The sequence below is a fragment of the Nocardia sp. GCM10030253 genome, assembly GCF_042675075.1.
Lineage (GTDB): Bacteria > Actinomycetota > Actinomycetes > Mycobacteriales > Mycobacteriaceae > Nocardia.
In genome coordinates this window covers 423,031-449,773 of sequence record NZ_JBHTDL010000006.1, presented here as the reverse complement: position 1 = coordinate 449,773, position 26,743 = coordinate 423,031, and the positions used below count along the sequence as shown (strand labels likewise).

Annotated in this window: 20 protein-coding genes and 1 other RNA gene; 11 read left to right on the top strand and 10 right to left on the bottom strand. The window is 67.7% G+C overall.

What is annotated here, in order from left to right; translation table 11 throughout:
- Positions 1-227: 227 nt before the first annotated feature.
- The 3 genes from ACFQZZ_RS14365 to ACFQZZ_RS14355 all read left to right on the top strand — a co-directional run bounded on the left by ACFQZZ_RS14365 (position 228) and on the right by ACFQZZ_RS14355 (position 11,029).
- Entirely contained in the window at positions 228-2,705 is a 2,478-nt protein-coding gene (locus tag ACFQZZ_RS14365) for an FAD-dependent monooxygenase (protein WP_378679544.1), read from the top strand.
- Positions 2,706-2,884: 179 nt separating this feature from the next.
- The gene (locus tag ACFQZZ_RS14360) at positions 2,885-10,132 is read left to right on the top strand and encodes an amino acid adenylation domain-containing protein (protein WP_378679541.1); all 7,248 of its coding nucleotides are present in this window, start codon (positions 2,885-2,887) and stop codon (positions 10,130-10,132) included.
- A 198-nt stretch (positions 10,133-10,330) separates the two neighbouring features.
- Positions 10,331-11,029, top strand: a complete 699-nt coding sequence (locus tag ACFQZZ_RS14355) for a hypothetical protein (protein WP_378679538.1) — start codon at positions 10,331-10,333, stop codon at positions 11,027-11,029.
- Here ACFQZZ_RS14355 and ACFQZZ_RS14350 read toward each other — a convergent pair.
- Positions 10,943-11,878 (bottom strand): helix-turn-helix domain-containing protein, encoded by a 936-nt coding sequence (locus ACFQZZ_RS14350; RefSeq protein WP_378679535.1) that lies wholly within the window; start codon positions 11,876-11,878, stop codon positions 10,943-10,945. The genes ACFQZZ_RS14355 and ACFQZZ_RS14350 overlap by 87 nt on opposite strands.
- An 87-nt stretch (positions 11,879-11,965) precedes the next feature.
- On the opposite strand from ACFQZZ_RS14350, the gene ACFQZZ_RS14345 reads away from it, so the two are divergent.
- Complete coding sequence (locus tag ACFQZZ_RS14345) at positions 11,966-12,391, top strand: hypothetical protein (RefSeq protein ID WP_378679532.1); 426 nt, start codon at positions 11,966-11,968, stop codon at positions 12,389-12,391.
- 52 nt (positions 12,392-12,443) lie between these two features.
- Positions 12,444-12,941: an SgcJ/EcaC family oxidoreductase gene (locus tag ACFQZZ_RS14340; RefSeq protein WP_378679529.1), complete on the top strand. Its 498-nt coding sequence runs from the start codon at positions 12,444-12,446 to the stop codon at positions 12,939-12,941.
- Between the two features lie 54 nt (positions 12,942-12,995).
- Here the strand turns inward: ACFQZZ_RS14340 and ACFQZZ_RS14335 are convergent, their stop codons facing one another.
- The 3 genes from ACFQZZ_RS14335 to ACFQZZ_RS14325 form a co-directional block, all read right to left on the bottom strand.
- A complete protein-coding gene (locus ACFQZZ_RS14335) occupies positions 12,996-13,217 on the bottom strand; it encodes a hypothetical protein (protein ID WP_378679526.1) in 222 nt (73 codons plus the stop codon).
- Between the two features lie 97 nt (positions 13,218-13,314).
- Positions 13,315-13,833 carry a TrmH family RNA methyltransferase gene (locus ACFQZZ_RS14330; RefSeq protein WP_378679523.1) on the bottom strand — a complete coding sequence of 173 codons (519 nt, stop codon included), beginning with the start codon at positions 13,831-13,833 and terminating at the stop codon, positions 13,315-13,317.
- A gap of 175 nt (positions 13,834-14,008) precedes the next feature.
- Positions 14,009-14,896 (bottom strand): alpha/beta hydrolase, encoded by an 888-nt coding sequence (locus tag ACFQZZ_RS14325; protein ID WP_378679520.1) that lies wholly within the window; start codon positions 14,894-14,896, stop codon positions 14,009-14,011.
- A 76-nt stretch (positions 14,897-14,972) separates the two neighbouring features.
- On the opposite strand from ACFQZZ_RS14325, the gene rnpB reads away from it, so the two are divergent.
- Together rnpB and ACFQZZ_RS14315 are read left to right on the top strand one after the other, a co-directional pair.
- Positions 14,973-15,381: RNase P RNA component class A (gene rnpB / locus ACFQZZ_RS14320), an RNA gene on the top strand.
- Positions 15,382-15,461: 80 nt separating this feature from the next.
- Positions 15,462-16,274: a slipin family protein gene (locus ACFQZZ_RS14315; RefSeq protein ID WP_378679517.1), complete on the top strand. Its 813-nt coding sequence runs from the start codon at positions 15,462-15,464 to the stop codon at positions 16,272-16,274.
- 184 nt (positions 16,275-16,458) lie between these two features.
- Here ACFQZZ_RS14315 and ACFQZZ_RS14310 read toward each other — a convergent pair whose 3' ends face one another.
- Positions 16,459-16,854 (bottom strand): hypothetical protein, encoded by a 396-nt coding sequence (locus ACFQZZ_RS14310; RefSeq protein WP_378679514.1) that lies wholly within the window; start codon positions 16,852-16,854, stop codon positions 16,459-16,461.
- 429 nt (positions 16,855-17,283) lie between these two features.
- Here ACFQZZ_RS14310 and ACFQZZ_RS14305 point away from each other — a divergent pair, with 429 nt between their 5' ends.
- Both ACFQZZ_RS14305 and ACFQZZ_RS14300 read left to right on the top strand, forming a co-directional pair.
- Positions 17,284-17,616, top strand: a complete 333-nt coding sequence (locus ACFQZZ_RS14305) for a hypothetical protein (RefSeq protein ID WP_378679511.1) — start codon at positions 17,284-17,286, stop codon at positions 17,614-17,616.
- Between the two features lie 17 nt (positions 17,617-17,633).
- On the top strand, positions 17,634-19,232 hold the full coding sequence (locus tag ACFQZZ_RS14300) for an RNB domain-containing ribonuclease (protein WP_378679508.1): 1,599 nt from the start codon (positions 17,634-17,636) through the stop codon (positions 19,230-19,232).
- Positions 19,233-19,256: 24 nt separating this feature from the next.
- On the opposite strand, the gene ACFQZZ_RS14295 is transcribed toward ACFQZZ_RS14300, so the two are convergent.
- The 5 genes from ACFQZZ_RS14295 to panB form a co-directional block, all read right to left on the bottom strand.
- Positions 19,257-20,234, bottom strand: coding sequence for a CHAD domain-containing protein (locus ACFQZZ_RS14295; RefSeq protein ID WP_378679505.1), 978 nt, complete (start codon positions 20,232-20,234; stop codon positions 19,257-19,259).
- Between the two features lie 2 nt (positions 20,235-20,236).
- Entirely contained in the window at positions 20,237-21,199 is a 963-nt protein-coding gene (pip, locus tag ACFQZZ_RS14290) for a prolyl aminopeptidase (RefSeq protein WP_378679502.1), read from the bottom strand.
- Entirely contained in the window at positions 21,199-21,645 is a 447-nt protein-coding gene (locus tag ACFQZZ_RS14285) for a hypothetical protein (protein ID WP_378679499.1), read from the bottom strand. Before ACFQZZ_RS14285 ends, pip begins: the two co-directional genes overlap by 1 nt.
- A 106-nt stretch (positions 21,646-21,751) precedes the next feature.
- Positions 21,752-22,612 carry a phosphotransferase gene (locus tag ACFQZZ_RS14280; protein WP_378679496.1) on the bottom strand — a complete coding sequence of 287 codons (861 nt, stop codon included), beginning with the start codon at positions 22,610-22,612 and terminating at the stop codon, positions 21,752-21,754.
- A gap of 13 nt (positions 22,613-22,625) precedes the next feature.
- Positions 22,626-23,483, bottom strand: a complete 858-nt coding sequence (panB, locus tag ACFQZZ_RS14275) for a 3-methyl-2-oxobutanoate hydroxymethyltransferase (protein WP_378679493.1) — start codon at positions 23,481-23,483, stop codon at positions 22,626-22,628.
- Between the two features lie 218 nt (positions 23,484-23,701).
- Between panB and ACFQZZ_RS14270 the strand changes: the two genes are divergently transcribed.
- Together ACFQZZ_RS14270 and ACFQZZ_RS14265 are read left to right on the top strand one after the other, a co-directional pair.
- Positions 23,702-25,228 carry an alpha/beta hydrolase gene (locus tag ACFQZZ_RS14270; RefSeq protein WP_378680537.1) on the top strand — a complete coding sequence of 509 codons (1,527 nt, stop codon included), beginning with the start codon at positions 23,702-23,704 and terminating at the stop codon, positions 25,226-25,228.
- A gap of 146 nt (positions 25,229-25,374) precedes the next feature.
- The gene (locus ACFQZZ_RS14265) at positions 25,375-26,712 is read left to right on the top strand and encodes a glutamine synthetase family protein (protein WP_378679489.1); all 1,338 of its coding nucleotides are present in this window, start codon (positions 25,375-25,377) and stop codon (positions 26,710-26,712) included.
- Positions 26,713-26,743: the final 31 nt, after the last annotated feature.

Sequence of the window (26,743 nt, the reverse complement as noted above, 5' to 3'; positions counted from 1 at the left end):
CTTGCGGTGAATCTCACTCGATCTCGTTTCAGACACCGCGATCGGGGTAGGCTTCGGGGCGGTCTGGCACAGGGCATCCCGCTCCGACTGCGTTTCCCGAGGACGATCCGTCATCGAACAGCGCCGCCCGAGGGGGGATGACGACCGACGAGCGACGTGGCTCGCCGGCCGCTTCGAAACAGGAGGCACCCCTGGGTCGTTGAGTGTTCAATGAGAGTGCAGGTTCGATGAGTAGTCCGATCAAAGTTGTCGTTCTGGGAGCGGGGATCGGGGGACTCACCACTGCGGTCGCTTTGCGGCATGCGGGTTTCGGGGTCGAACTGTACGAGGCCGCGCCGGAACTGCGCCCAGAGGGATTCGGACTTTCGGTGTCGGCCAACGGATTCAGCGCACTGCGCACCCTGGGTCTCGGTATCGAGGACGAGCTGCTCGCACGCGGCGGCAAGGTCGAGACATTCCGATTCTGCTATCCGGACGGCACTCCCTTGCGCGTCCTTCCGGTACACCGCCAGGACGCCAGGCTCGGCGCTCCGAGCATCGCCCTGCATCGCAGCGACCTGCATGCCGTGCTGTTGCGCGCGGTCGGTGACACGCCCACTCACGTTGGCGCACAGGCAACCCGCTTCATCGACGACGGCGATCACGTGCGCGTGGAATTCGCCGACGGCCGCATTGCCGAAGGCGATCTGCTGATCGGCGCCGACGGCATCCACTCCACCGTGCGCGCCCAGCTGCACGGGCGCGCCGAACCCCGCCCAGGCAACTTCGTGTGCTGGCTGGCATGCATCCCCTTCGAGCACGCGGCGGTGCCGCGCGGCTTCTCGGCCCATTACTGGGGCACCGGAATGCGTTTCGGCATCCACGACATCGGCCACGGCCGCGTCTACTGGTGGGGCACCAAGACCATGCCCGGCGCCGCGGCCGCCGAGTGGCAGGGCGGCAAGGAAGAGCTGCTGCGGCTCTACGCCGACTGGGCCCCCGAGGTGCGGGCCTGCATCGAGCAGACCGACGAATCCGGGATCCTCGCGGTGCCCGCCCAGGACCGCCCGGTGCTGGAGCAGTGGGGCCGCGGCCGGGTCACCTTGCTCGGCGACGCCGCCCACCCGATGCTGCCGAGCCTCGGCCAGGGCGCCAACGCGTCCATCGAAGATGCGGTGGTGCTGGTACACACACTGAAGACTTCGCTGGATCCCGTTGCGGGACTGCGTCGTTACGAACAGCTGCGCGCGGCAAGGACCGCCATGCTCGTCAACGGGTCGCTGAATCTCGGGAAGGTCGAGCAGACCACGGACCCGAGGCTGATCAAGGTGCGCGACACCTACTTCCGGCACGCGCCCACCGAGTTCTTCCTGCGTGAGACGGCCAAACCGCTGTCCTTCCCGCCGCTGGACGGGCCGACCGCCCGGCTGCCGCGCCAGCTGTCCCCGGTGGAGCGGTGGCACTGGATCGCCGATCAGCTCGCCCCGCTGCACATCCTGGCGCGCGTACGTGTCCACGGGTCTATCACGGCCGAGCAGATCAGGGCCGGTCTCGACGAAGTACAGCGGCGACATCCGCTGCTCGGCGTCGCGGTGGCTGCCGAACCCGACGGCACCGCGCCGCGATTCGTGCCGGTGCCGAATCGGCCGATCCCGCTGCGGGTCGTCGAGTCCGCCGAACCCGAACGCTGGCTGGCCGAGGTCGACGAGGTCGAGCTGCGTGAGCCGTTCGACTGGCACCAGGGACCGCTCGCGCGGGCCGTACTGATCGGCACGCCGGACGGCCAGACCAGCGATCTGGTGATCACCCTGCACTACGCGATCGCCGACGGCGAGAGCGCGCTGTCGGTGGCCAAGCAGGTGCTGCAGGTTGCCTCGGGTGAGGGCGCGGAGCTCGATCCGGCCCCGATCCGGCCCGGCCCGGAAGACCTGTTCCCGGCCCGATTCCAGGGTGGCAGCGGCGTCGGACGGACCATCGGATCGCTACTGCGCGACCAGAAGTCGCAGCTGCGCCGCCCGCGGCGACTGGAGCCGACCGAGCTCGCGCCGCCCGCACAGCGCCGCAGCCGCGTGGTCCACCGCACCGTCAGCGGCGACCAGCTCGACGCACTGACCGCCGGTTGCGAGCGCAATGGCGTCGGCTTGCAGGCCGCGTTGTCGGCGGCACTGCTCGTCGCCGCGGCCCGCGAGGCGGGCACCACGAAGGAATCCTGGTACACCGTCGGCAGTTCGGTGAACTTCCGCTCGCACCTCGACGGTGTCGTCGCCGACACCGAGGTCGGCACCTATCAGGGCATGATCGCGACCCCGGCCAAATACGCGCCGTGGTCCTCGCTGTGGCAGATCGCCACCGAGATCGAGCGCGAGTACGGCACTCGAATGCAACGCCGCGATCACCTTGCGGCACTGAATCTGTTGAAGGTCGCCGCGCCGAAGTCGGTGGCCGCCAGCGCGTCCACCGTGAAATTGATGGACACCCGCGGTCCCGGCCATCTGTGCATGACCTACCTAGGTGACTATCCATTTCCCGACAAGATCGGATCCTGGCAGCTGTCAGGCGCCCAATTCGTCTCGGGCATGTCGGTGAGCGGCTTCATCATGGCCACCGCCAATGCCACGCACGGCGAATTGTCCTTCAACGTGGGCTATGTCGAGCCTGCGGTATCCCGCGAGCGAGCCGAACGGCTCGCCGACGAAAGCGTGCGTGCGCTGCTGGCGGTCATCTGACCGGCGGCGTTCGCCCCAACACAATCGAGAAGCCCCGGCATCGAGGTCGATGCCGGTGCTTCTCGATATCTGAAAACTGGATAACTGTGGCAACAGCTTTGCGTTCGCGAGTCATCAGGGGTGGGCCCTAGGCAGATCTGCGCACGGCCGGTGCCGCGACTGTCGCGATAGGAGTGACTGTGACGTCGGAAACCAGCGCAACCCCCGAGAGACCCACCGAAGCCTGGCCGGTCAGCGCGTATCAGCGCGACGTGCTCGGCTTGGCATTCCGGCTGGCACCGGATCCGGTCGCACAGCAGACATACAGCTTCCGCATGGACGAACCGCTGGATATCGCCCGGCTGCAGGCGTGCTGGCAGCGCGCACTGATGAGTGACGACGCGCTGCGGCTGCGGTTCGAGTTGGAGGGCGGCGAATTCCGCCAGTGGGTGTCCGACGATATCCCTGAGGTCGAGGTCTTCGACCTCACCGGTGAGCCGGATCCGGTTGCCGCGGCCCAGGAGTGGCTGTGGCGGGCGGTCGCCGACCCGGAGCTGCCCGGGCGGCCCGCGCGGCTCGCCGCGGTGGTTGACCGGCCGGACCGGTTCTGGATGTTCATCTCGGTGCATCACGCGCTGGCCGATGGCTACGGGATGAACCCGCTGATCGCGTTGCTCAACGACAGCTACACCAAGTCCGAGGGGGTGTCGCTCGAGGAACTGGCGAAGCCCGAGCCGGCCGACGAGCACACCGATCGATCGGTGGCGACGTATCGGACGATCGCCGAGGACGACAGGGCCTATCGCGAGTCGGAGCAGTACACGAAGGATCGTGACGCGCTGCTCACCGCCCTGGACGGCATCGAACCCGCCCTGTTCGCCGGCCGGTCCGAGACGCCGAAAGTCGTGCGCGGGCACTACAGCACGATGATTCCCGGTGCCTTCCTCGACCGCATCCGCGCGACCGGGTTCACCGTCTTCGCGTATACGACGGCGGCGGTGGCGGCGTACTTGACGGCGATCCACCGCACCGACGAAGTGGTCATCGGCTGCCCGATGCTCAACCGGCACTCGGCCGAAACGTTCCGTACCCAAGGCCATCGCGCCAATGTCGTTCCGCTGCCGGTGCGGGTGGACCGGGAGGTGCCGTTGGCTCAGGTAGCGGCGGAGGTCACCCAGCAGATCCGGGGCTTGAAGAAGCACCAGCGGTTTCCGTACGGCGATCTGGCCCGCGCGCTGAACAGCGATCCGTCGGCGCCACCGCTGTATGACGTCCAGTACTCCTTCACCAAGCTGCCCGATGCGGATTACGTCCACGACCTCATCTCCAAGTGGACGGTGCTGAATCCGGGCACGGTGTCGGACGCGCTCACCATCGTCGTCGCAGAGGACGGCAGAGACGGTTCGATCAATCTCCAGTTGTTCTACGACATGGACGTTTTCAACGAGACCTTTCCTGTCGAGTCCGCACTGCGCAGTGTGGGGGGAATGATCGCCGCGGCCCTCGACCACCCTGAGACGCCGGTGGGCGCGCTGCCGATCCTGTCCGAGCAGGAGGCCGCCGATATCGCCGCCTTCGAAATGGGCCCGCGCACCGACTTCCCGTACACCACCATCGACCGTCTGTTCACCGAACAGGTCGCCGACAACCCCAACCGCATTGCGCTGGTGCCGGCCGCGGAGTCCGGCGACAAGCCGCTGACTTACGCCGAATTGTCCGGTCGCGTCAATGGTTTCGCGGCTCGGCTGCACGAGCTCGGCGCTACCGGCAACGAGTGCATCCCGGTGATGCTGCCCCGATCCACGGATCTGCTGGTCGCGGTGCTCGGTATTCTGCGTGCGGGCTGCGCCTATGTTCCGCTCGACCCCGACTATCCTGCGGCGCGCATCGAGACGGTACTCGCCGACTGCGAGGCCCGGTTCGTGGTCGCGGGCCCCGAGCACGCGCGGGTGTACGACAAGCTCGGCGTTGCCCGAGTATCGATGGCAAACATCCAGCCCGCCCGCGCGATCGTCGAAAATGTCTCGCACCCGGCCGATCTGAGCTACCTCATCTACACATCAGGCTCCACCGGCGTGCCCAAGGGCGTGATGATCGAGCATCGCTCGGTGGTCAACCGGCTGACCTGGATGCAGCACCGCTACCCGCTGGCCGCGGGCGATGTCATCCTGCAGAAAACTCCGGTCACCTTCGACGTGTCGGTATGGGAGTTGTTCTGGTGGGCGATTACCGGCGCTCGTGTCGCACTACTGGAGGCGGGCGGTGAACGTGACCCGCGCCGCATCGTCGACGCCATCGAGACGAACTCGGTGACGGTCATCCATTTCGTCCCGTCCATGCTGGCCGCCTTCGTCGACGAGTTGGAGACCGATCGCACGATCCTGCTGCGCATCGCCACGCTGCGCCGGGTGTTCTGCAGTGGTGAAGCGCTGGCTCCGGCACTGCTGCGCCGCTTCCACGCGCTGTACACGGCGGCGCGGCTGACCCCGCCGCAGGTGGTGAACCTGTACGGCCCGACCGAGGCCACCGTCGACGTCTCGTATTTCGAATGCTCGGCCGCTAGCGACCGCTTGCTCGCGGTGGTGCCCATCGGCCGCCCGATCGACAATATCGACCTGCTGGTGCTCGACGAGGCGGGCCGACGCCTGCCCATCGGCGTACCCGGCGAACTGAATATCGCGGGCGTCGGTGTGGCTCGTGGCTATCGCGGCCGCCCCGAGCTCACCGCGGCGGCGTTCGTCGACGACCGCACCGTGCCTGGCCGTCGCCGCTACCGCACCGGCGACCTGGCGCGCTGGCTGCCCGACGGCACCCTCGAATATCTGGGCCGCTTCGACGATCAGGTGAAGGTCCGTGGCAATCGGGTGGCCCTGGGCGAGGTCGAGAACGCCATCCTCGCCTGTGCGGGGGTGCGGGCTGTCGCCGTCGTCGACGAGCCGTCGGTCACCCATGGCGTGCAGCTCGTCGGATACTTCGTCGGCACCGACATCACCGGCGACGAGATCGTCGAGCTGATCGCCGCTCGACTGCCGCGCTACATGATTCCGACGCGCCTGCTGCGGGTCGACCGGATTCCGTTGACCCGCAACGGAAAGCTGGATCGGCGCGCGCTGGTGAAGGAATCCGACACCGAGCACGCCGACGACCGCCCCGGTGCCGCGCCGCGCACCGCCGTCGAAGCCGAGCTGGTGCAGGTCTGGCGCACGGTGCTTGGGGTCGACTCGATCGGCGTGCACGACAACTTCTTCACCCACGGTGGCGATTCCATCCTCGCGCTGTCGGTGCGCACCGCCGCCGAGCGGGCGGGCCTGTACTTCGAGGTGGACGGCTTCTACGAGAACCCGACGATTGCCGAGCTGGCCGCCATCGTCACCGACGGCCCGGACGGCGCGCGGATTCGCATCGCCGCCGCCTTCGAGACGGTGCCGCTGATCGATCGGGCCGCACTGCATCAGGCCGAAGACGCCTTCCCCGCCACCGCGCTGCAACTCGGCATGCTCTTCCACAGTGTCGAGCGCGCCGATTCGGTCATCTACAAGGACGTGTTCCGCTACCGGTTCGAGCTGCCGTGGGAAGCATCGGAATTCCGGGCGGCCTTCGATCGGCTGGTGTCGCGTCAGCCCGCGCTGCGGTCGTCGTTCGACCTGAGCAGGTACTCGATCCCGCTGCAGGTCGTGCATTCCACCGCCGACTATGAGCTGGAGATCGTCGATCTCACCGGCATCGACCGGTCACTCGCGGACGAGCGGGTCGAGTCGTACGTGCAGGAGCGCAGACGCGCGCAGTACGACATCGCCAGTGCCCCACTGCACGCCATGCGCGTCTTTCTGCGGCCCGCCGGGGACACGGACACCGGTCGGACCGTCGACCTGGTGCTCAGCTTCCACCACGCGATCCTCGACGGCTGGAGCGTCGCGACCTCGGTGCTCGAGCTGCTGCTCGACTATCTGCTCCGCCTCGGGCTGCTCGAGTCCGGCATCGACGCCACCCCGCACTCCTCGACCGTCCTCGCCGAATACGCGCACGCCGAACAGGCTGCCGTCCACGATGATTCGGCGCGCGACTACTGGCGCGCCGTGCTGGCGGATGCGGAACCGACCGCGTTGACGGCGCTCGGTGTCCACCAGGCCGCCGTCACCGCCGCACCGCAGGCGCAGGCGCTGGTACCGCGCGGGCTCGCCGAACGGGTGACCGCGTTCGCCATCCGGCACCAGGTGCCGGAGAAAGCGGTCTACCTGGCGGCGCACTGTCTGACGCTGCGCACGGTCACCGGCCGCGGCGACGTCACCACGGGCGTGGTCAGCCACGGCCGTCCGGACCGGGCGGGCGCCGAACGCATTGCGGGACTGTTCCTCAACACGCTGCCGATGCGGCTGGATGCTACCGCGACCACCTGGTGGGAGGCGGTCGAGCAGATCGCGCGCCGGGAGCGGGAGGCCTATCCGCACCGGCGCTACCCGCTGCGGTCCATCCTGGCCGACGGGGGACCCGCTTTCGAGACGGCGTTCAACTTCGTCAATTACCACATGTTCGCACCGATCGTCGGCGCCGACAGGGTCCGCTTGCGCGACTTCGACGTTCGCGAGGAGACCAATTTTCAGCTGCTGGTGACGGTGGCGACCGATCCGCGCGACGGCCGGATGTGGGTGCGAGTCAATGGAGATCACACCCTGACCAAGGATCAGTGCGAGACCGTCGCGCTGACCCAGCTGCGGATGCTGGCAAGCATTGTCGGCGAACCGGCCGCGGCGATCGATCGGGGCACCGGCCCGGCGCACGCTCGCGATGTCGGCACGCTGGTCGCCGATGCGGCCGCGCTGAATCCCGACGCGATCGCCATTGTCGGCGACGATCACACGGTGACCTATGCCGAGCTGATGGAGCGCTGCGATCGACTCGTCCAGCAGCTCAGCGGTTTCGGGATAGCACCGGGCAACCGGATCGGCATCATGATGGCCCGCCGTCCGGAGCTGGTGCTGCTCGTGCTCGCCCTGACCAGGATCGGGGCGGCGTGCGTGCCGCTCGATGTCAGCTATCCGGGGGCACGGCTCAACCTGATGATCGACCGGGCCCGCCCGCACCGGGTGATCGCCGACGCGGAGTACGCCGACATCGTCGATGAGACCGCGCTGGTGCTCGATACCACCGCGCTGTTCGATATCGGGGACGCCGCAGGCGTGGAAAGGGTGGTGCCGGACTACGTTTCGCCGGATGCGGTGGCCTACGTGCTGTTCACCTCCGGCTCCACCGGTGAGCCGAAGGGCGTCGCGATGCCGCATCGCGGCCTGACCACGCTGGTGGAGTGGCAGAACCGCACGGCATCGGGGATGGGCCTGGCCAGCACACTGCAGTTGGCGCCGTTGAGTTTCGATGTCTCGTTCCAGGAAATCTTCACCACCCTCGCCGCGGGCTCTGCGCTGCGGGTGAGCTCGGTGGATCTGCGGTCGAACGTCGAGGAACTGCTGAATATCGTCGTCGACGAGGGCATCGAGCGGCTGTTTCTGCCCTATGTGGCGCTGCAGGCGTTCGCGGAGGCCGTCGTCGCCAGGCGCACCTTCCCGACCAGGCTGAAGGTCCTGGTCTCCTCCGGTGAACAGCTGCGCATCACCGACGAGATTCGTGCCCTGTGCAAGGTGGTGCCTGGCCTGCTGCTGGAAAACCAGTACGGCCCCACCGAATCGCACGTCGCAACCAAATACGCGCTGATCGGTCCCGCCGATGATTTCCCCGCGCTGCCCGCAATCGGCCGTGCGGTCGACGGCGATACCGCCGAACTGCTCGATGGTGCACTGCGATCGGTGCCGGACGGGGTGATCGGCGAGATCTACCTGGGCGGGCGGTCGATCGCGAGCGGCTACCAGGGCAGGCCAGGTTTGACCGCGCAGCGGTTCGTGGCCACCCACGGCGGCGCGACTGTGTACCGCACCGGAGATCTCGGGGTGCGGCTGACCTCCGGGGACATCGTGTATCTCGGCCGCAGCGATAGCCAGGTGAAGATCCGTGGGTTCCGGGTCGAACCCGCCGAGGTCGAGCTGTGCATTCTCGGCTTCGAGGAGTTTCCCGCGATCATCGAGGCGGCCGTGGTGGCCCGCGGTTTCGGCGGTATCGATGGCGCGCTGATCGCGTTCCTTGTCGGCGACCCTGACCAGACGGATATGGCCGCGCTGCGGCACGATCTGCGCGCGGTGCTACCCACCCATATGGTGCCGTCGCGGTTCATCTGGCTCGACGAGCTGCCCCGCACGCCGAGCGGTAAGCGTGACGACCGCGCCCTGCGTGCGATTGTCGAGAACGCGCCGGATTCGGCTGTCGCTCAGCGGGAACCGGCCGACGAATACGAGCAGTCCGCGGTCGCGCTGCTCGCCGAGTACGCCGGGCTGCGTTCGATCGGGCTCGATGACGACTTCTTCGCCTCGGGCGGCACCTCCATCGGCGCCATGCGCGTGGTGATGGGGTTGTCGCGACGCTGGGGCGTCGAGGTACCCCTCGATACGTTCATCGGCGCACCGACCGCGGGCGAACTGGCTGCGCTCATCCGGGCCGGGAACACCCACCGCACTTTCGACCCGTTGGTGCCGATCAGCGGTGGCACCAAGACGCCGCTGTTCCTGGTGCACCCGATCGGCGGAAATGTGCTGTGCTACTTGGCTCTTGCGCGCTACCTCGAGCCGGGCCGTCCGGTATACGGATTGCAAGCGGCGGGCGCCGACTCGGGCAGCACACCCGAGACGTCGATACCGGCGATGGCGGAGTCCTACCTGGAGGCCATCCGCCGGGTATATCCGGAGGGCCCCTATCACTTGGCGGGCTGGTCGTTCGGTGGCAATGTCGCGCTGGAGATGGCGCGGCGGCTACCCGAACACGAGGTGGCCAGTGTGACACTGCTCGACACGCTTGCCCTGCGGCAGCAGGAGACCCGCGCGCCGATCGCGCAGGAGCGGCTGATCCGCTGGTTCTTCCTCGAATTGCTCTGGTACGCACGCGGAAACCAGGCCGCACTCGTCGATTTCGAGCCCGATGTGCACGGCACGGACGAACTGTTCGACGTGGTGCTCGCCGAGACGATCCGGTCCGGGATCATGCCCGCCGACAGCTCCCCGCAGGCCATTCGCCGGCTCTTCGACGTGTTCCACGCCAATTACACGGCGTTGTTGGAGTACAAGCTCGAGCCCTACGACCGCGACATCACACTGTTGCGTGCCAGTGAGGGGTTGCCGCCCGTCGCCGACTTCGCGCACCGAACGGTTGGCAGCATGTTCGACAGTGAGGACAACGGCTGGAAGCAGTACGCCGGGCGCCGCTTCACCCAGGTGGCGGTGCCCGGTGACCACCTGCAGATGATGACCGAGCCACACATCGGCGCGGTGGCCAAGCAACTCGACGCGGCGATATCGGCGGCCGAACCCGACCTGGATCGAGAGCTCGGTGCGGAGATGCTCGACGCGTGAGTACCGGCTCGGCCGCCGGCCCTGGTATGCGTGGAACGCATAACGGGAGGGTGTCGGCGGCCGGGCGGCCGGTCCGCGTCGGGTTCCTTCGAATAGTGAAAAGTTCGGTAGTGAAAGACATTTCGGGCCGAATAGGGTTCACTGTGGCAGGTATCGCAGTGGGCGTCCCGGTGTGGTGCAGGGAAGGAGATACTCACTGTGAGATTCAAGTGGATGGCGGCTGCCGCGGTCGTGGTCGCGGGCATCGGTCTCGTCGGTGCCGGTACCGCGCACGCCGCCGGGCCCGCGGTGCTCGGCGGCAGCTCCGGCCTGGTATTCGACAACAATTCGGCCTGTTCGCTGACCGCCATCGGTTATGACGGGGCGGACCGGCTCGTCGGTCTGACCGCCGGTCATTGCGCCCCGGTCGGTGCGCGCCTGGCCGCCGAGAAGGCGCTGGACGCCGGTGTGGTCGGCGTCGTCGCCTACTCCGACAACGGAGAGGGGCTGGACTTCGCAGTCCTGCAATTCGATCCGGCGCGGGTCACCCCGGTGCGCACCGTCGGCCCGACTACCATCGCCGGGCTCGGTGGGATACCGGGACCCGGTGCCACCGTGTGCACGAGCGGGCGCACCAGCGGATCCGACTGTGGTGTGGTGTGGGGTGCGCTGGAAGGCGCGACCATCAATCAATCCTGCTCGAAGCCGGGCGATTCCGGCGGCCCGGTGACCGTCGGCGATCGACTGGTCGGGATGAACCAGGGGCGATTGACCGGCCTCGGCGGTATCGGCTTCGACGTGCCGTGCGTCAGCGCGGGCAACCCCGTGCACTCACCGGCTTTCTTCCAGCCGATCGATCAGATTCTGGAGGCCGTGAACGCCACCGGTGGCGTCGGAGCCGGATTCCGGCCCCTCTGAACCCGATTCGGACGATGACTTCGCCGCCGCGAGCCCACGCAGGGCCGCGGCGGTGAATTCGTCGAGGGGGTAGAACAATTCGATGGCGAGCTCCGACAATGTGACATCGGCGGGCGCGCCGAAGGTGGCCATCGTGCTGAACATTCGCATCTCGCCGAACGGCGTCCGGATGCGCAGCGGCACCTCGAACGGACTCGGTTGTGCCACATCGTCGTTCGACTCACCCGGTGGGTCCGGCAGCCTCGGATAGGCCGCGACCTCGTCGTAGAGCGCGCGCAAGTGTGGGTCGCCGCTGGAGTTGACCTGCCTGGCCAGTCGCTCGAGGAACAGTTCGCGCACTTGACTCAGATTGGCAAGCCGCGTCGAGAGTCCCTCCGGATGCAGGACGAGGCGGTACACGTTCGGCTGCGGCAGCAGCAGCACGTCCGGAATGCCGTCCATCATGACGCCCATGGCCGCGTTGCCGGTGACCACATTCCACAGCCGATCGACCACCACCGCCGGGTACGGCTCGTGCGCGGCGAGCATCATATCCAGGGCCGAGCGCACCGAAGCGAGGCCCGCGTCGTCCAGGCTGCTCTCGCGATAGGCAGGTGCGTAGTCGGCGGCGAGCAACAGGGTGTTGCGTTCCCGCAGTGGCACATCCAGAGCCTCACACAGCCGTAGCACCATCGCCCGGCTCGGTTTGGACCTTCCTGTCTCCACATAGGACAGATGCCGGGCCGAGGTGTCGGCCGACAGTGCCAGATCGAGCTGGCTCAGCCTGCGTCGCTGCCGCCAGTCCCGCAGTAGGCCACCGACCCGCGACGGGGTCCGCACCAGATTTTCCGCTGTCCGAGTTCCAACCACGTGACCAGGCTAATCGTCGGTGAATCGGCGTGGCCATGACCTCCGAGGTTATTGAGACCCTCACCTCGGATCCGCATTGTGGTCGGCATGGATATGAGCCTCGCCGTCACACCCGCCCTTTCCGGCCAACGGGCGGGCACCGACTACCTGCGCTCCGCGCTGCGGGTGGATGGCTGGAGTACCGGTGCGTTCGGGGTGGTCATGCTTGCCGGAGCGGTCGGCTTGCGTGCTCCGCTCGGACTGCCGACGGCATGGTCGATCCCCTTCGGCGTCGCCATGCTCGGTGGCGCCCTCGCGCTGCTGCTGATCGCGGGCTATCCGGAGATTTCGCCGCGACAGGCCACCGGCGTCGTGGCCGTCAACGCGCTGTCCGCCGTTGGCATGGTGGCGCTGGCGTTCTCGGGTCTGATCGACCTGACCGGGCTCGGTATCGCCTTCATGCTCGCCGGAGCGACCGTTGTCGCGGTGTTCGCCTGCCTCGAGTACACGGGCCTGCGCCGGGTAGGCCAGTGAGAGAAGCCGGGTACGCCACCGACCGCACACAACCGATAATGGAGTACGTCTGATGCACAACACCGAGCTCGAGGAAATAAACGCGAAGCTCGACGGGGTGGACCCGTCACTCCCGGACCGGGAGGCCCTGATCGACCTGGCAGGCAAGCAGGCCGACGCCTGGGAAGCGGGTGACGGCCACGCCTTCGCCGCCACCTTCACCGAGGACGCCGACTTCGTCTCGGTGATCGGCGAATTCATCCAGGGCCGTACCTACCTCGGCCAAGTGATGCAGCAGGGCTTCGACGGTTTCATGAAAGGCACTCGCCTTTCCGAGCCCGAGGTGACCACCATCCGATTCCCGGCACCGGACGTGGCCGTCATGGTCACCAGCGGGGTGTGGGTGATTCGCCCCGACGCCGACGAAGAACGCCCGGAAAACCTGTCCATCCAGACCCGAACCGCCGTGCGGGAGAACGACACCTGGCTGTTCACGTCCTTCCAGAACACCCGCATCCTGCCGAACCCCGGTGCCGCGCCGAGCACTTCGTCGGTCAGCGCCACGGATTAGGACCCCGGCCAGGCCGTTTGGGTGCACCGAAGCCGAGTAACCGAGTCGCGGCGATCACTTCCGAGTCGGCGAAGCGTGCAGTGTTGATTCGAGCTTGGCGAGGAAGCGGGGGAAGTGGGGGTCGGGGTCTGGGATGGCGAAGGTGTCGATGTCCCACCAGCGGCCTTCGCTGAATTCTCTCGGGTCAAGGGCGTATTCGCGGGAGCGGTCGCCTCGGATGAGATACCAGAGGCTGACGTCCTGGTGACCGCTGTGGGTTCCGACGGTGGTGGTCACGGTGATAGTGCGGGGCACCGACACCCGCGGTCGGCCCATCGGTCAGGAATACAGGTAACCGCGCGACACCGGTGGGTCGACGACGGGGTCACGTTGCTCAGCACAGTCCGGCCAGCTTGTAGAGCACCAGCGAACCGGCGACCGCCACGTTGAGGCTGTGGCCGGTACCGACCATCGGGATTTCGACCGCGACGTCGAGGAGTTCGAGCCCCTCGGTCGGGATGCCGGTGCGTTCGTGACCGAGCACGATGATGGTGCGCTTGCGTGCGGCCGGGAGGTCGGCGAGGCGGATGGATTCGTCGGTGAGCTCGACGCCGACGATCGCGGAACCTCCGGTGCGCTGGCGAGCCAGCCACCGTTCCACGCGACCATCGATCCAGTGCACACACTGCCGGTGTCGCAGGGTGTTGCCCTGGGCGAGTGCGTCCGGTATCCACGGTCGCCGCGGCACCGCCATGCACGCGCCGACCGCGTCGCAGGTGCGCAGCAGGGTGCCGAGGTTGACGCCGTGCATCGGCCACAGCGGTGCGATGAGCAGATGGTTCCAGCAGCCGTGCGCCCGCTGTCTGCGTTGGCGTCGGAGCTCTGGGCGGGTCCGTACCCGCGCGGCGGTCAACGAAGGACGGGAAGGTCCTTCCCAGGGAACGCGAGGGAGACAATGTGATTCATCGTGAGGATGCTTCGCGGCGCATCCGGGCCATCGTTGGTGGCGGCCGTCGAACCGGCCGAACCGTACCGCTCGAGCATACCGACGTCGAGACCACCGGCAAAAGCCCCGACGCCGGGCTGGGTTACGGGCGCAGCACCGAGATCAGGAACTCGGTCTGGTCGTAGACCGCCAGCTCGAAGTGGTCGTCGAAGTAGAGGTCGAAATGTCCTACGGGATAACGCTTCACGACGGCGTGTTTGGTACGTTCGGCGGCGCGCAGCGTCGGTTTGACCGGGGCGATCGAATCGTTGTCGGCGATGACGTACATGACCGGCATCTTCAGCGACTTGGCTCGGCGGCCGGGGGAGTCGAACAGCGTCGACAGGGCAACCCTGGCGGCGACTTTCGGTTCGTAGCTTTCGCTTTCGTCGGCAAGCCTGCCGTAACCCTCCGGCACATCCTGCGCACTCATCAGCGCGGCCGAGCGCTTGCGCCCCGCGAGCCGAATGCGCACCGGCTTGCGGCGCAGCGGGCCGAGCAGCAGGTCGGTGGCGGCGATGGTCGCCACCTTGGTCAGGCTGGTCGGGCCCTTCGCCCAGGCCGAGGCCCAGCCGCTGGTGAAGGGAACCTGCGCGACGACGGCCGCGATGTAATCGTCGTCGGGTGCCACCGATAGCACGTGGCCACCGCCGAAGGAGGTGCCCCACAGGGCGATTCGGGTCGCATCGATGCCGCGCAGGGTGCGCGCGTATGCGATGGCCGCCCGCCAGTCTTCGCGCTGACGGGCGATATGTAGTAGCTGGCGCGGCGAGCCCTGGCTGGCCCCGAAATGTCGATAGTCGAATACCAGCACGGCCATTCCGGCGGCGGCGAATCGGCGTGCGTACCTATCCAATCCCATTTCCCGATTGGCCCCCAGACCGTGCCCCATGACTACCAGCGGGCGGGGTTTGGGGATGCCGTCGGGCGGATACAGCCAGGCGGCGCAATGCTCGCTACCCGACGGAAAACTGACCTCGACACGTTCCATGGCACCCCACCGTACTGTTCTGCTCCGACCAGCTGCGAGGTCAGGCCCGTGAACAACGTACCCTGGACGCCGCGGACGAGTTGGCCGGGCGACCGCGGCGATGGGAACGGGCACAACTGTGCCGCCGCCCGTCGCCGAGGAAAGTCCGGACTCCACAGAGCAGGGCGGTTGCTAACGGCAACCCGGGGTGACCCGCGGGACAGTGCCACAGAAAACAGACCGCCGATGCGCGAGCGTCGGTGAGGGTGAAACGGTGCGGTAAGAGCGCACCAGCGCCCCGGGTGACCGGGGCGGCTAGGTAAACCCCGCCCGGAGCAAGGTCGAAGGTCGCATCGCTTGCGGTGCGGCTGCGCAGGTGTTCGAGGGCTGCTCGCCCGAGCCTGCGGGTGGACCGCTCGAGGCACCCGGCAACGGTGTGTCCAGATGGATGGTCGTCACCCGGTGTGAACCGGGGACAGGATCCGGCTTACAGGCCAACTCGTCCGCCCGCGCGGTGCCATTATGGAAGGGAGCCGCGAGACCCGGTGTTCCGGCGCGGTGGACGATTTGCCTTGGCGGTGCAGCTATGGACGTTCTTGCCATCATCGGCAGCATTTTCGGTGCGGGGGCGATCGTCGGCGTTGTCCTGACCGCCGCCAGCGCGCGGATTGTCACGCAGTACGAGAGGGGCCTGGTGTTCCGGTTCGGTCGGGTGGTGGGGACGCGAGATCCCGGATTGCGCCTGCTGATTCCGTTCGCCGATCGGATGCGCAAGGTTTCCACCCAGATCATCACCATGCCGGTTCCCGCACAGGACGGCATCACGCGCGACAACGTGACGGTGCGGGTCGACGCGGTGGTGTATTTCCGGGTGATCGACCCGATGGCCGCCGTCGTCGAGGTGCAGAACTATCTGTTCGCGGTCGGCCAGGTGGCTCAGACCTCGCTGCGCTCGATCATCGGCAAGAGCGAACTCGACGATCTGCTGTCCAACCGGGAGCAGCTGAACAAGGGGCTGGAGTTGATGATCGATAGCCCGGCGCTGGCCTGGGGCGTGCACATCGACCGGGTGGAGATCAAGGATGTGGCACTTCCGGATGCGCTGAAACGCTCGATGTCGCGGCAGGCGGAGGCGGAGCGGGAACGCCGCGCCAGGGTCATCTCGGCCGAGGGGGAGTTGCAGGCCTCGCAGATGCTGGCCCAAGCGGGCGCCCAGATGTCGGAGCATCCCGCGGCATTGCAACTGCGTCTGCTGGAAACGGTGGTCCAGGTTGCGGCGGAGAAGAACTCGACATTGGTGCTGCCGTTCCCGGTGGAGCTGCTGCGCTTCCTGGAGCGAAGTAGCCCACCTGCGCAACGTCCGGACGACACGCCAGGCCGGGACGGAACGCATACGTAACACCTCGGGCGTATACCGATACGGGTACGGCCGCGGTGGCGTGCCGGACTGTCCCGCATCGGTAGCACAACGTAAAGGACCGGATCGATGTCCGTGCTTATCCCGTTGATCGCAATCATCGTCATGATCGCGGTGGGTTACCTATTGAAGTACCTGCCGAATTATCTGCCCCGGAAGAAATAGCTCAGCAGAGCAGCTTGGCCATCTGATAGATCGCCTGCGCCTCATCCTTGCTCGCCTCGACCGATCCGGTCTTGGTGCGCTTGATGATGTTCTGCACGACCGCGTCCTCGGCCTTGCCGTCTTTGACGTCTTTGCAGGTTTCGACGAGGATGTCGCGAATCTTGTTGTCGTCTTTGCCGTCGGCGAGTTTGGGGAAGGCGCTGCGGAAGCTCACCACGAAGGTGCCCGCTTTGATGTTGTCGGGGGCGTGGGCGTCGCCGGCGGCCGACACCGACGACGTTCCGGCGCCTGCCGTCGTCGATGGGGCGGCGCTGCTGGCCTTGTCGTCGTTGCAGCCTGCGAGAAGCAGGGTGAAGAGGGTGGCGCTGGCCGCGATAGCGGCGGAGGTTCTTTGCACGGAGCGGGATGCTAGCGGCACTTGACTAACGTCGCCTCCCATGTGGTTAACGGGAGGCGACGAAGCCGCGCGGGAGGCGGTGAGGTCAGGCCGGCGCGATCGTGAAGACCTGAGCCCAGTATGCGGCCTGCTCCGGGCCGAGCAGTGGCATCAGGTAGTCGAAAAGCAGCGATGACATGAGTGCGTAACTCCCAATTGTCGACGTACGGGGATACTTCGAAATGTGCGGGAAGATCGAAACCCCGCTACGCCCGGCAACCCTAGCAGTTGGCCGTGGCGGGGCGGGTTCGGCGTGTCCGGCATGGCGATTCGTCCGGAACTGGCTATTAACGTGATCGACGTCATAGAGTGGTCGCCGTTGGCAAGGCCCGTTGCCGGGCAGCAGCGGACCGTTCATTCTTCGATCGCGGGAAAGTAGGTCTCAATTCTATGCGGGTAGTTCGTTCACTGGTCACCGGCGCGTTGATCGCCGGGGCTGCATCGGTTTTCGCATTGCTGGGTGCCGGGTCCGCTAATGCGGTCGCGGTGACCCCACTGGCGGGTGGGGTCAAGGTCGACCTCAGCCCCGCCGACACGGTCTGGGTGCACCAGAGCCAATTCGGTAAGACGATCGCGGGCCTGCCGCATCCTTCGGCGGCCTCGTTCGGTCAGGCGCTCGATGCGGCGGCCGGAGTGTCGTCGAGTGTCCCGGGCGGACGCGTGACCTTCACTGTGTACGGACCGTTCAACGAATTGAACGGCACCATGTTGGCGCTGCAGTAGAGCCCGACAGCGACAGCGTGGAACTGCACCAGCGGATCGTCTCGGCGCCGGTAGATTTCGGCGCCATCCGTTCCGAATTCGGATTGGCCTCGGCGTATCCCGCCGAGGCAACCACGGAAGCCCGCGACGCGGTCGACGCGTTCGCGGGCAACCGCGTTGATCGCACCGACATCCCGTTCGTGACGATCGACCCGCCCGGCGCGATGGATCTCGACCAGGCGTTGCACCTGGAACGCACCGACTCGGGCTTCACCCTGCACTATGCGATCGCCGACGTCGGCGCCGTGATCGTCCCCGACGGCGCCCTCGCGAAAGAGGCCGCCGCCCGGGGTCAGACCTTCTACCTGCCCGACGGCACCGTGCCGCTGCATCCGCCGGTCCTGTCGGAGGACGCCGCGAGCCTGCTGCCCGAGCAGACCAGGCCCGTCGCGCTGTGGACCATCGAACTCGACGAGAACGCCGAACCGTGGCGGTTCTCGGTCGTGCGCGCGCTCATTCGATCCAGGGCCCGGCTCGACTATGCGGGCGTGCAAGCCGACGCCGACGCCGGCCGCCTACACCCTTCGATCGCGGCCCTGCCGGAATTCGGCACGCGGCGCATCGAGGCAGGGCTGGCGCGCGGCGCGATCGGGCTGCGCTTGCCCGCGCAGAGCGTCATCCGCGACGACAACGCCGAGGGCCACTGGCGGCTGGTGCTGGAGCCGCGCACCGCCGCCGACGACTGGAACGAGCAGGTGTCGCTGCTGACCGGGATGTGCGCGGCTCGGATCATGCTCGAGCGGACGACACCGTCGGGGGAACGCATCGCGTTGCTGCGGACGATGCCGCCGCCGCCCGAATCGGCGATCGATTCGATACGCAGGACCGCCGCGGCGTTGGGGATCGCCTGGCCCGCCGACCAGTCGGTCGGCCGCATGCTTGCCGGGCTGGATCCGAACACGCCCGCTGCTCTGGTGCTCATGTCGGAGGCCACCGGGCTGCTCCGCGGGGCCGCGTACACCGTGCTGGACGGGGCTGGCGCAGACGCCTCGGGCGACCCCGAGCGGGAGGCTGCCGCGGTGCCGTCGAATGGTGTGCAGTCGAGCAGCGTGCGGGCGGACGCCGAGCCCGATGCGGAAGAGTCGACAGCCGAGCAGCCGAGCGGCCGGCGGTCGAACGCCAGGCAGTCCGGCGACCAGCAGTCGAATAACCTGCAGCACAGCGCGATCGGCGCACCGTACGCGCACGTGACTGCGCCGCTGCGCCGCCTGGCCGACCGTTTCGCCACCGAGATCTGTATGGCTCTGTGCGCGGGAACCGAAGTCCCGCAATGGGTTCGAGACGGACTGTCATCCACCGCCGATTCGATGCGGCGCAGCGACGCCATCGCGAGCAAGGTGGAACGGGCCTGCATCGACCTCACCGAGGCGACCCTGCTCGCCGAGCGCAGCGGTGCGGAGTTCGACGCGGTCGTGGTGCGGGAGGCCAACGGCAGTCGGCCCGCCGAGGTGTTCATCGCCGCCCCACCGGTGGTTGGACCGTGCGTCGGCGCACCCCCGGAAGGTGCCGCGGTGCGCGTCCGCCTGGTCTCCGCCGACCCGGCAAATCGCAAGATCAGCTTCGCCTTCCCGGCCTGAGTGACGAACCAGGACAGCCTGGTTTCAGTCTGCCGAGACGAACGTGGCGGCGGTCGGGTAGCGCGCGAGTGCTTTGCCTGCCGCGATCTCCTCGGCGTCGGCCAAGATTTCGTAGAGCGCCGCGCCTTGGCCTCGTGCGGGTGATTCGGCGGCGCGGGCGAGGATGGCTTCGCGAGACTCGACGGCGTCGCGATGGTCGCCGAGGACGGTTTGCAAGCGTTTCGCGCTACTGCCCAGTTCGGTGGCCGAGACGCCGAGTGTTTCGGCGGCGCCCTCGCAGGAATACCGTAAGCGCTTGGCGCCCTTGCGGATATCGTGCAGCAGCTCGACGCGCTCGGCGGGCGGTACCGCGGGTTCGGCGAAGACCAGGCGTCGCAGCCGCTTGCGGTCGCGGCGCAGCACGCGCGCGAACGCGTCCACCGCGGGCTTGGCGGCCTTGGCGGGGTCGAGCGGAGGATCGGTGCGCCAAGTCGACAATTCGTCACGCAGCTTGCGGTACCGGTCGCCGTCGAGCTCTGCCAGGACCTCGGCGTGCGCGTTCGCGTACCGCGCGCGTTCCGCGCCGACCAACTCGGTCGTGACGAATTCGATATCGGCGGCCGCGATATCGGCGCCGTCCGATTCGGAGCCCGCCGGAACCGGTTCGTCGGCGGTCGACGTCGACGAGTCCGGGGTGCCGGCGGAGTCGCTGGCGGCCGTGCCTGATTCGGCGGGTCGGGCATGCGCGGCCAACAGGGTGGCGAAGCGGTCGGCGCGTACCTCGGCGTCCCGTGCGACGCCGAGCAAACCGGCAAGCCACTTGAGTTCGTCGCCCATCGCGGCGGCGGGCGCCTGTTCGAACAGCCTGCGATACGAACGCAGCACGCTGCGCAGACGGCGCGTCGCGACCCGCATCTGGTGCACCGAATCGTAGGCGTCCGCACGAACTTCCGGTTCGGCGGCCAGCAGCCGGTCAACATCGTCGCTGAGTGCCGCGACGAGGGCGTTTCCGGCGCTGATCATGTTCAGCTCACTTTCGCGAATCCGTCGGTTGCCTCGACGAGGTGATGGATGATGCCGGGCTCATTGGCGGCGTGCCCGGCGTCGTCCACGATGTGCAACTCCGAGCCGGGCCAGGACCGGTGCAGGTCCCAGGCGCTGACGGCCGGGCAGACGATGTCGTGGCGGCCCTGCACGATGACGGCCGGGATGTGCGCGATCGTGCCGATATCGCGCAGTAGCTGGCCCTCGTCGAGGAACCCACCGTGCAAGAAGTAGTGGTTCTCGATTCGAGCGAAGGCCAGCGCGAAACGCGCCTCGGCGGTCTCGGCGACCCGATCCGGTTGGGGCAGTAGCGAACTCGTCGCGCCCTCCCAGGTGGACCAGGCGACAGCCGCGGCGAGGGCGACCTGCTCGTCGGGGGAGTGCAGCAGCCGGTGGTATACCTCGACCAGGTCGCCGCCTCGCTCGGCCTCCGGCACCGGGGCCAGGAACTTCTCCCACTCGTCCGGGTAGACGTAGCCCGCGGCGCCGTTGTAGTACCAGTCGATTTCCTTGCGCCGCAGCAGGAAGATTCCGCGCAGCACCAGCTCGGTCACCCGTTCCGGATGCTGTTGCGCGTAGGCGAGCGCCAGCGTCGAACCCCACGAGCCGCCGAAAACTTGCCAGCGGTCGATGCCGAGATGGCTACGCAGCGCCTCGATGTCGGCGACCAGGTGCGGCGTGGTGTTGGTCTCCAGGCTCGCGCCGTCGGCGATGTGCGGGGTGGAGCGGCCGCAGCCGCGCTGGTCCAGCAGCACGATGCGATAGACGGCCGGATCGAAGAACTGCCGGTGGTAGGGCGCGGTGCCGCCACCTGGACCGCCGTGCAAGAACACCACCGGTTTACCGTCCGGGTTGCCGCTGACCTCCCAGTACACCGACTGTCCCGCGCCGACATCGAGCATCCCGGTCTCGTACGGCTCGATCGGGGGGTACAGGGTTCGCATCAGAAGGCGAGCCCGGACGCGAGATCGGACAGTTTCAGCGCCTCGATCGCCTGCTGGCGCACGTCGGAGCAGCTCTTGGTGGTGATCCGGTCGATCACCGGCTTGTCGGCCAGCACCTGGGCGTTGATGCCGCCGTTGGTGAGCGCCCACTCGTGGATCAGCGCGTTGAGGCCGATCCGGCCCAGCGTCGGGCCCTGGATCCGCCAATTCGACAGCTCCGGACGCATCATGTCGCACAGTCGGCCCGCTGCCGCATCGGAGATCACCAGGCTGCTCGGCTTGGAGGTGCCGTTCGGTGCGCTGGTCGCGGTCGCCGATTCCGTTGTCGAGCCCGAGCTACCGGTCGAAGCCGGGTCCGAACCGGTTCCGCAGGCCGTCAGCGCCGCGGCGGCGAAAACTCCGGCCAGCAGGAGCGTGCTGCGTGAAATCCAACGGGGCTGCGGCATCGGTACCTCTGCTCGTGTCGACATTGTCCGCTTCGAGTCTGCCATTGTTTGCGCCGTCGGGCCCGTGCGAATCGATCGGGGACCGCGGCGTCGCGCCGAGAACGGCTCAACGGAAACCGGCCCGCAGTCCCTCCAACAGTTCCTGGACCACCCTGGCGAATCGCGGTCGTGCGGTGTCGATGGTGCGCCACGGGTTGAGCGACACCAGTGGGGCAAGTCGTTCGGCGAGGGTGACTTCCGCCTCGGGGATCGGCCCGTGCCTGCGCCAGTGCTCGAAGTACTGCTCGCGGTGTGGGCCGGTCAGCATGCGCTGGGACAGGAATGGGTGGGTGATCACCGCGTCGCCCCAGTCGAACAGCATCCCGGTTCCCGCAGTGGCACCGGCGAACACATTGCCGGGGTGCAGGTCGTTGTGCTCGATGCTGAGTCTGCCGAATTCCTCGAGCGCGGCGGCCGTCTCTTCGATCGCGGCGCCGAGTCCGGGCAGGCGTGGCTCGTAGTGCCGGTAGACAGTAATCAGTTGTGCCGGTGGCAGATACGGCGTTCCGGTTGCCCGCAGGTCCTCGACGTGCCCTGCAAGCGACTGCTGCAGATCGACGTAGCGCTCGATCAGGCCGGCCCATTCGGCCTCGCTGTCGGTGGCGGTGTCGCCGCCGTCCTCGCTGAGCAGCCATCCGTGATCGGGTTGCACCGCAAGGGGTTCGAGCACACTGCCGGGACGAAGCGCCGCGAGCCGCTGCAGCAGCGGACCCTCGTGTGCGAAGGCGCGCGCATTGGCTTTCAGCCACATCGAGCCCGCGTCGGTCGGGATGCGCGCGATCAACGACCACGCACGACGCCGTATATGCGCAGGTGGACCGGTGATTTCGACGCCGCGTGCCGCGAGTACTCCGGTGGCCCAGTCCAGCACCGGTTCCAGCGGTTGGCCGAGCAGTGCCGCGGGGGCGTGCACTGCTCGGCCGATCATCGATGGTCCCGGATCAGAAGCTGTGCTCGGGGCCAGGGAAGGTGCCTCGGCGCACCTCGTCGGCGTAAGCGGCTGCGGCAGTGCGCAGTTCGTCGCCGACATTCCCGAAACGCTTGACGAACTTGGCGGTCTTGCCGCTGGTGTAGCCCGCCATGTCCTGCCACACCAGCACCTGCGCGTCACAGTCGGCGCCCGCGCCGATGCCGACGGTCGGGATGGTCAGCTTGCGGGTGACCTGACCGGCCAGCTCGGCCGGAACCATCTCCATGACCACGGCGAACGCGCCCGCCTCCTGGACTGCGATGGCGTCGGCGACGAGTTGTTCGGCGCCGTCGCCGCGGCCCTGCACCCGGAAGCCACCCAGGGTGTTGACGCTCTGCGGCGTGAAGCCGATGTGCGCCATCACCGGAATGCCCGCCGACGTGATCAGTGCGATCTGGTCGGCTACGCGCTCGCCGCCCTCCAGCTTCACCGCGTGCGCCTGGCCCTCCTTCATGAACCGGGTCGCGGTGGCCAGTGCCTGCTGCGGCGAGGACTCGTAAGTGCCGAACGGCAGGTCGGCGACGACCAGCGCGTGCGGTGCGCCGCGAACCACGCCACGTACCAGCGGGATCAGCTCGTCGACGGTGATCGGCACGGTGGTGTCGTAGCCGTACACCACGTTCGCCGCGGAGTCGCCGACCAATAGCACCGGAATACCGGCCTCTTCGAATAGCCGCGCCGAGGAGTAGTCGTAGGCGGTGAGCATGGACCAGCGCTCACCCTCGGCCTTCATCTGCTGGAGGTGATGCACCCGCGTCTTGCGCTTCGCCGCCTTGGGTGTGGTCGGTGCGGCGCCGTACGCGGGGGTTTCCGAATCGGACACGGACATCGTCGTCCCTTTCGTCGTGTCTCCTCGAGGCCCATGCGGGTCCCCGGGTTTGTCTGACGCGTCCAGTGTGCCACCGACGCGACAACCGCATTAAGGCCCGTGACCGGTGCGATTGATCACATCGCGCGAGCTTCGCATCGCCTGATTTTGCGATCGCGTTTACTGGTGCGCCGAACAGGCGCGGCGGCGGCCCTGTCAGGATCTCAAGCATGGCGTGGATGCGGAGTGGGCGTGGTGTGCTCGTTGGAGCGGTGCTGGCGTTGGTAATGGCGGGGTGCGCCGTCGCCAGGGACGAGCCGAAGGCGCCGTTGTCCGCGCCGCCCGCCGGGTTGGAGAAGTTCTACACGCAGGCGCCGGAATGGGGCAGTTGCGACGGCTTCGGCGACCCGGAGGACACCCTCGCCCCGAAGACGCAGTGCACGCGCATCACGGTGCCCATCGACTACGAGAAGCCGGACGGCCCGACCGCGCAGATCGCGCTGTCACGAATGGAGGCAGGCGGAAAACGCATCGGTTCGCTGCTGATGAACCCCGGCGGCCCCGGAGTGTCCGGCCTGTCGATGTCGAGCATCGCGGCCGGGACCCCGCTCGCCGACCGCTTCGATCGGGTCGGCTTCGACCCGCGTGGCGTCGGTTCCTCGCTGCCCGCCATCGCCTGCCTGACCCCGCAGGAGTCCGACACCGAGCGCGCCGAGCCGCCGACGGACAACACTCCGGCGGGCATCGCCGAATCGGAGGATGAGAACCGCGAGTACGCGGGCCATTGCGCCGACCGCACCGGAACCGAACTCCTCGCCCATGTAGGCACCCGTGAGGTGGTGCAGGACATGGACGTGATCCGTGCCGTGCTCGGCGACCCGAAGCTCACCTACCTCGGCTACTCCTACGGCACCAAGCTCGGCTCGGCCTACGCCGAGAAGTTCCCCGCCAATGTGCGAGCGTTGGTGCTCGACGGCGCTGTCGACTCCGCGGCGGACCCCGTGCAGGAGTCGTTGCGACAGGCCGCGGGCTTCCAGAAGGCGTTCGACGGCTACAGCGCCGACTGCGCCAAGGAGTCGGATTGCCCGCTCGGCACCGACCCGACGCAGTCCGTCGCGCGCTTCCGCGCGCTGGTGAACCCCTTGCGCGACAAGCCGGCCGCGACCACCGACCCGCGCGGACTCAGCTACAGCGACGCCATTACCGGCGTGCAGCAGGCGCTCTACACCGACGAATTCTGGCGGGTGCTCACCCTCGGCCTCTCCGAGTTGCGCGACGGCCGCGGCGACACCCTGCTCCAGCTGGCCGACATCTACGACGGCCGCCGCGAGGACGGCACCTACAACAACACCCAGGACGCGTTCAACGCGATCCGCTGTGTCGACGATCCGCGGATCGCCGATCCCGCGGTCGCGGGCAAGCAGGACTCCGAGTACCGCAAGGCCGCGCCGTTCCTCGACGACGGCCGCGGCACCGGGGCCGCACCGCTCGAGGTGTGCAATGCCTGGCCGGTGCCGAATACCAGCGAACCGCACAAGATCTCGGTGACCGGGCTGCCGAAGACGGTGGTGGTGTCGACAACGGAGGATCCGGCGACGCCCTACCAGGCCGGTGTCGACCTCGCCGCACAGCTCGACGCCGCGCTGGTCACCTTCCGAGGCACCAGGCACACCGCGGCCCTTGTCGCGGGCGACGCCTGCCTCGACGACGCGGTCATCGCCTACCTCACCGAGCTGAAAGTCCCGGAGCAGGGACTCGCCTGCTGACCCGTGCGGGCGGGTGCCGATCCGCCCGCCGGCCGGGCCTCACAGGCCGCGCTGTGTGGCGGTGCGATCTGTTCCAAATCATTGGATTGCGATCCCTAGACGTGTATGTAACACGGATTTAACGCCGGGTGCTTACGCTCGCGTTCATGGATCGCCAGAAGGAATTCGTGCTGCGGACGCTCGAAGAGCGGGATATCCGCTTCGTGCGTCTCTGGTTCACCGACGTGTTGGGTTACCTGAAGTCCGTCGCGATCGCGCCGGCCGAGCTGGAGGGCGCCTTCGAGGAGGGCATCGGCTTCGATGGCTCTGCCATCGAAGGCTTCGCCCGCGTCTCGGAAGCGGACATGGTCGCCCGGCCGGATCCGTCCACCTTCCAGGTCCTGCCGTGGTCCACCAGCAAGGGCCACCAGCACTCCGCGCGCATGTTCTGCGACATCGCCATGCCGGACGGTTCGCCGTCCTGGGCCGACCCGAGGCACGTGCTGCGTCGCCAGCTCAACAAGGCCGCTGACGTCGGCTTCAGTTGCTACGTGCACCCGGAGATCGAGTTCTTCCTACTGGAGCACGGACCGCAGGGCTCCGAGCCCCGCCCGGCCGACAGCGGCGGCTTCTTCGATCAGGCGGTGCACGACGCGGCGCCGAACTTCCGCCGCCACGCCATCGACGCGCTCGAGTCGATGGGCATCTCGGTCGAGTTCAGCCACCACGAGGGCGCGCCGGGTCAGCAGGAGATCGACCTGCGCTACGCCGACGCGCTGTCCATGGCCGACAACGTGATGACCTTCCGCTACCTGATCAAGGAAGTGGCCATCGACGAGGGCGTGCGCGCGACGTTCATGCCCAAGCCGTTCGCCCAGTACCCGGGCTCGGCGATGCACACGCACATGAGCCTGTTCGAGGGCGAGGCGAACGCATTCCACGACCCCGACGATCCGATCAACCTGTCGGAGACGGCGCGGGCGTTCATCGCGGGCATCCTCGAGCACGCGCCGGAGATCAGCGCGATCACCAACCAGTGGGTGAACTCCTACAAGCGGCTCATCCACGGCGGCGAGGCGCCGACCGCCGCCTCGTGGGGCCGGTCCAACCGCTCCGCGCTGGTGCGCGTCCCGATGTACACCCCGAACAAGTCCTCCTCACGCCGCGTGGAGATCCGCAGCCCAGATTCGGCATGCAACCCCTACCTGACCTTCGCGGTGCTGCTCGCCGCCGGTCTGCGGGGCATCGAGAAGGGCTACACGCTGCCGCCGGAGGCGGAGGACGACGTGTGGTCGCTGACCGTCGCCGAGCGCCGCGCGATGGGCTTCCGGGAGCTGCCGGGCACCCTGGACGAGGCATTGCAGGCCATGGAGCGTTCTGAGCTGGTCGCCGAGACCCTCGGCGAGCACGTGTTCGACTTCTTCCTGCGCAACAAGCGCCGGGAGTGGGCGGACTACCGCAGCCAGGTAACGCCGTTCGAGCTGAAGGAATACCTCGGTTTGTAACACTGCACCGCGAACCAGCCGATAACGGCTA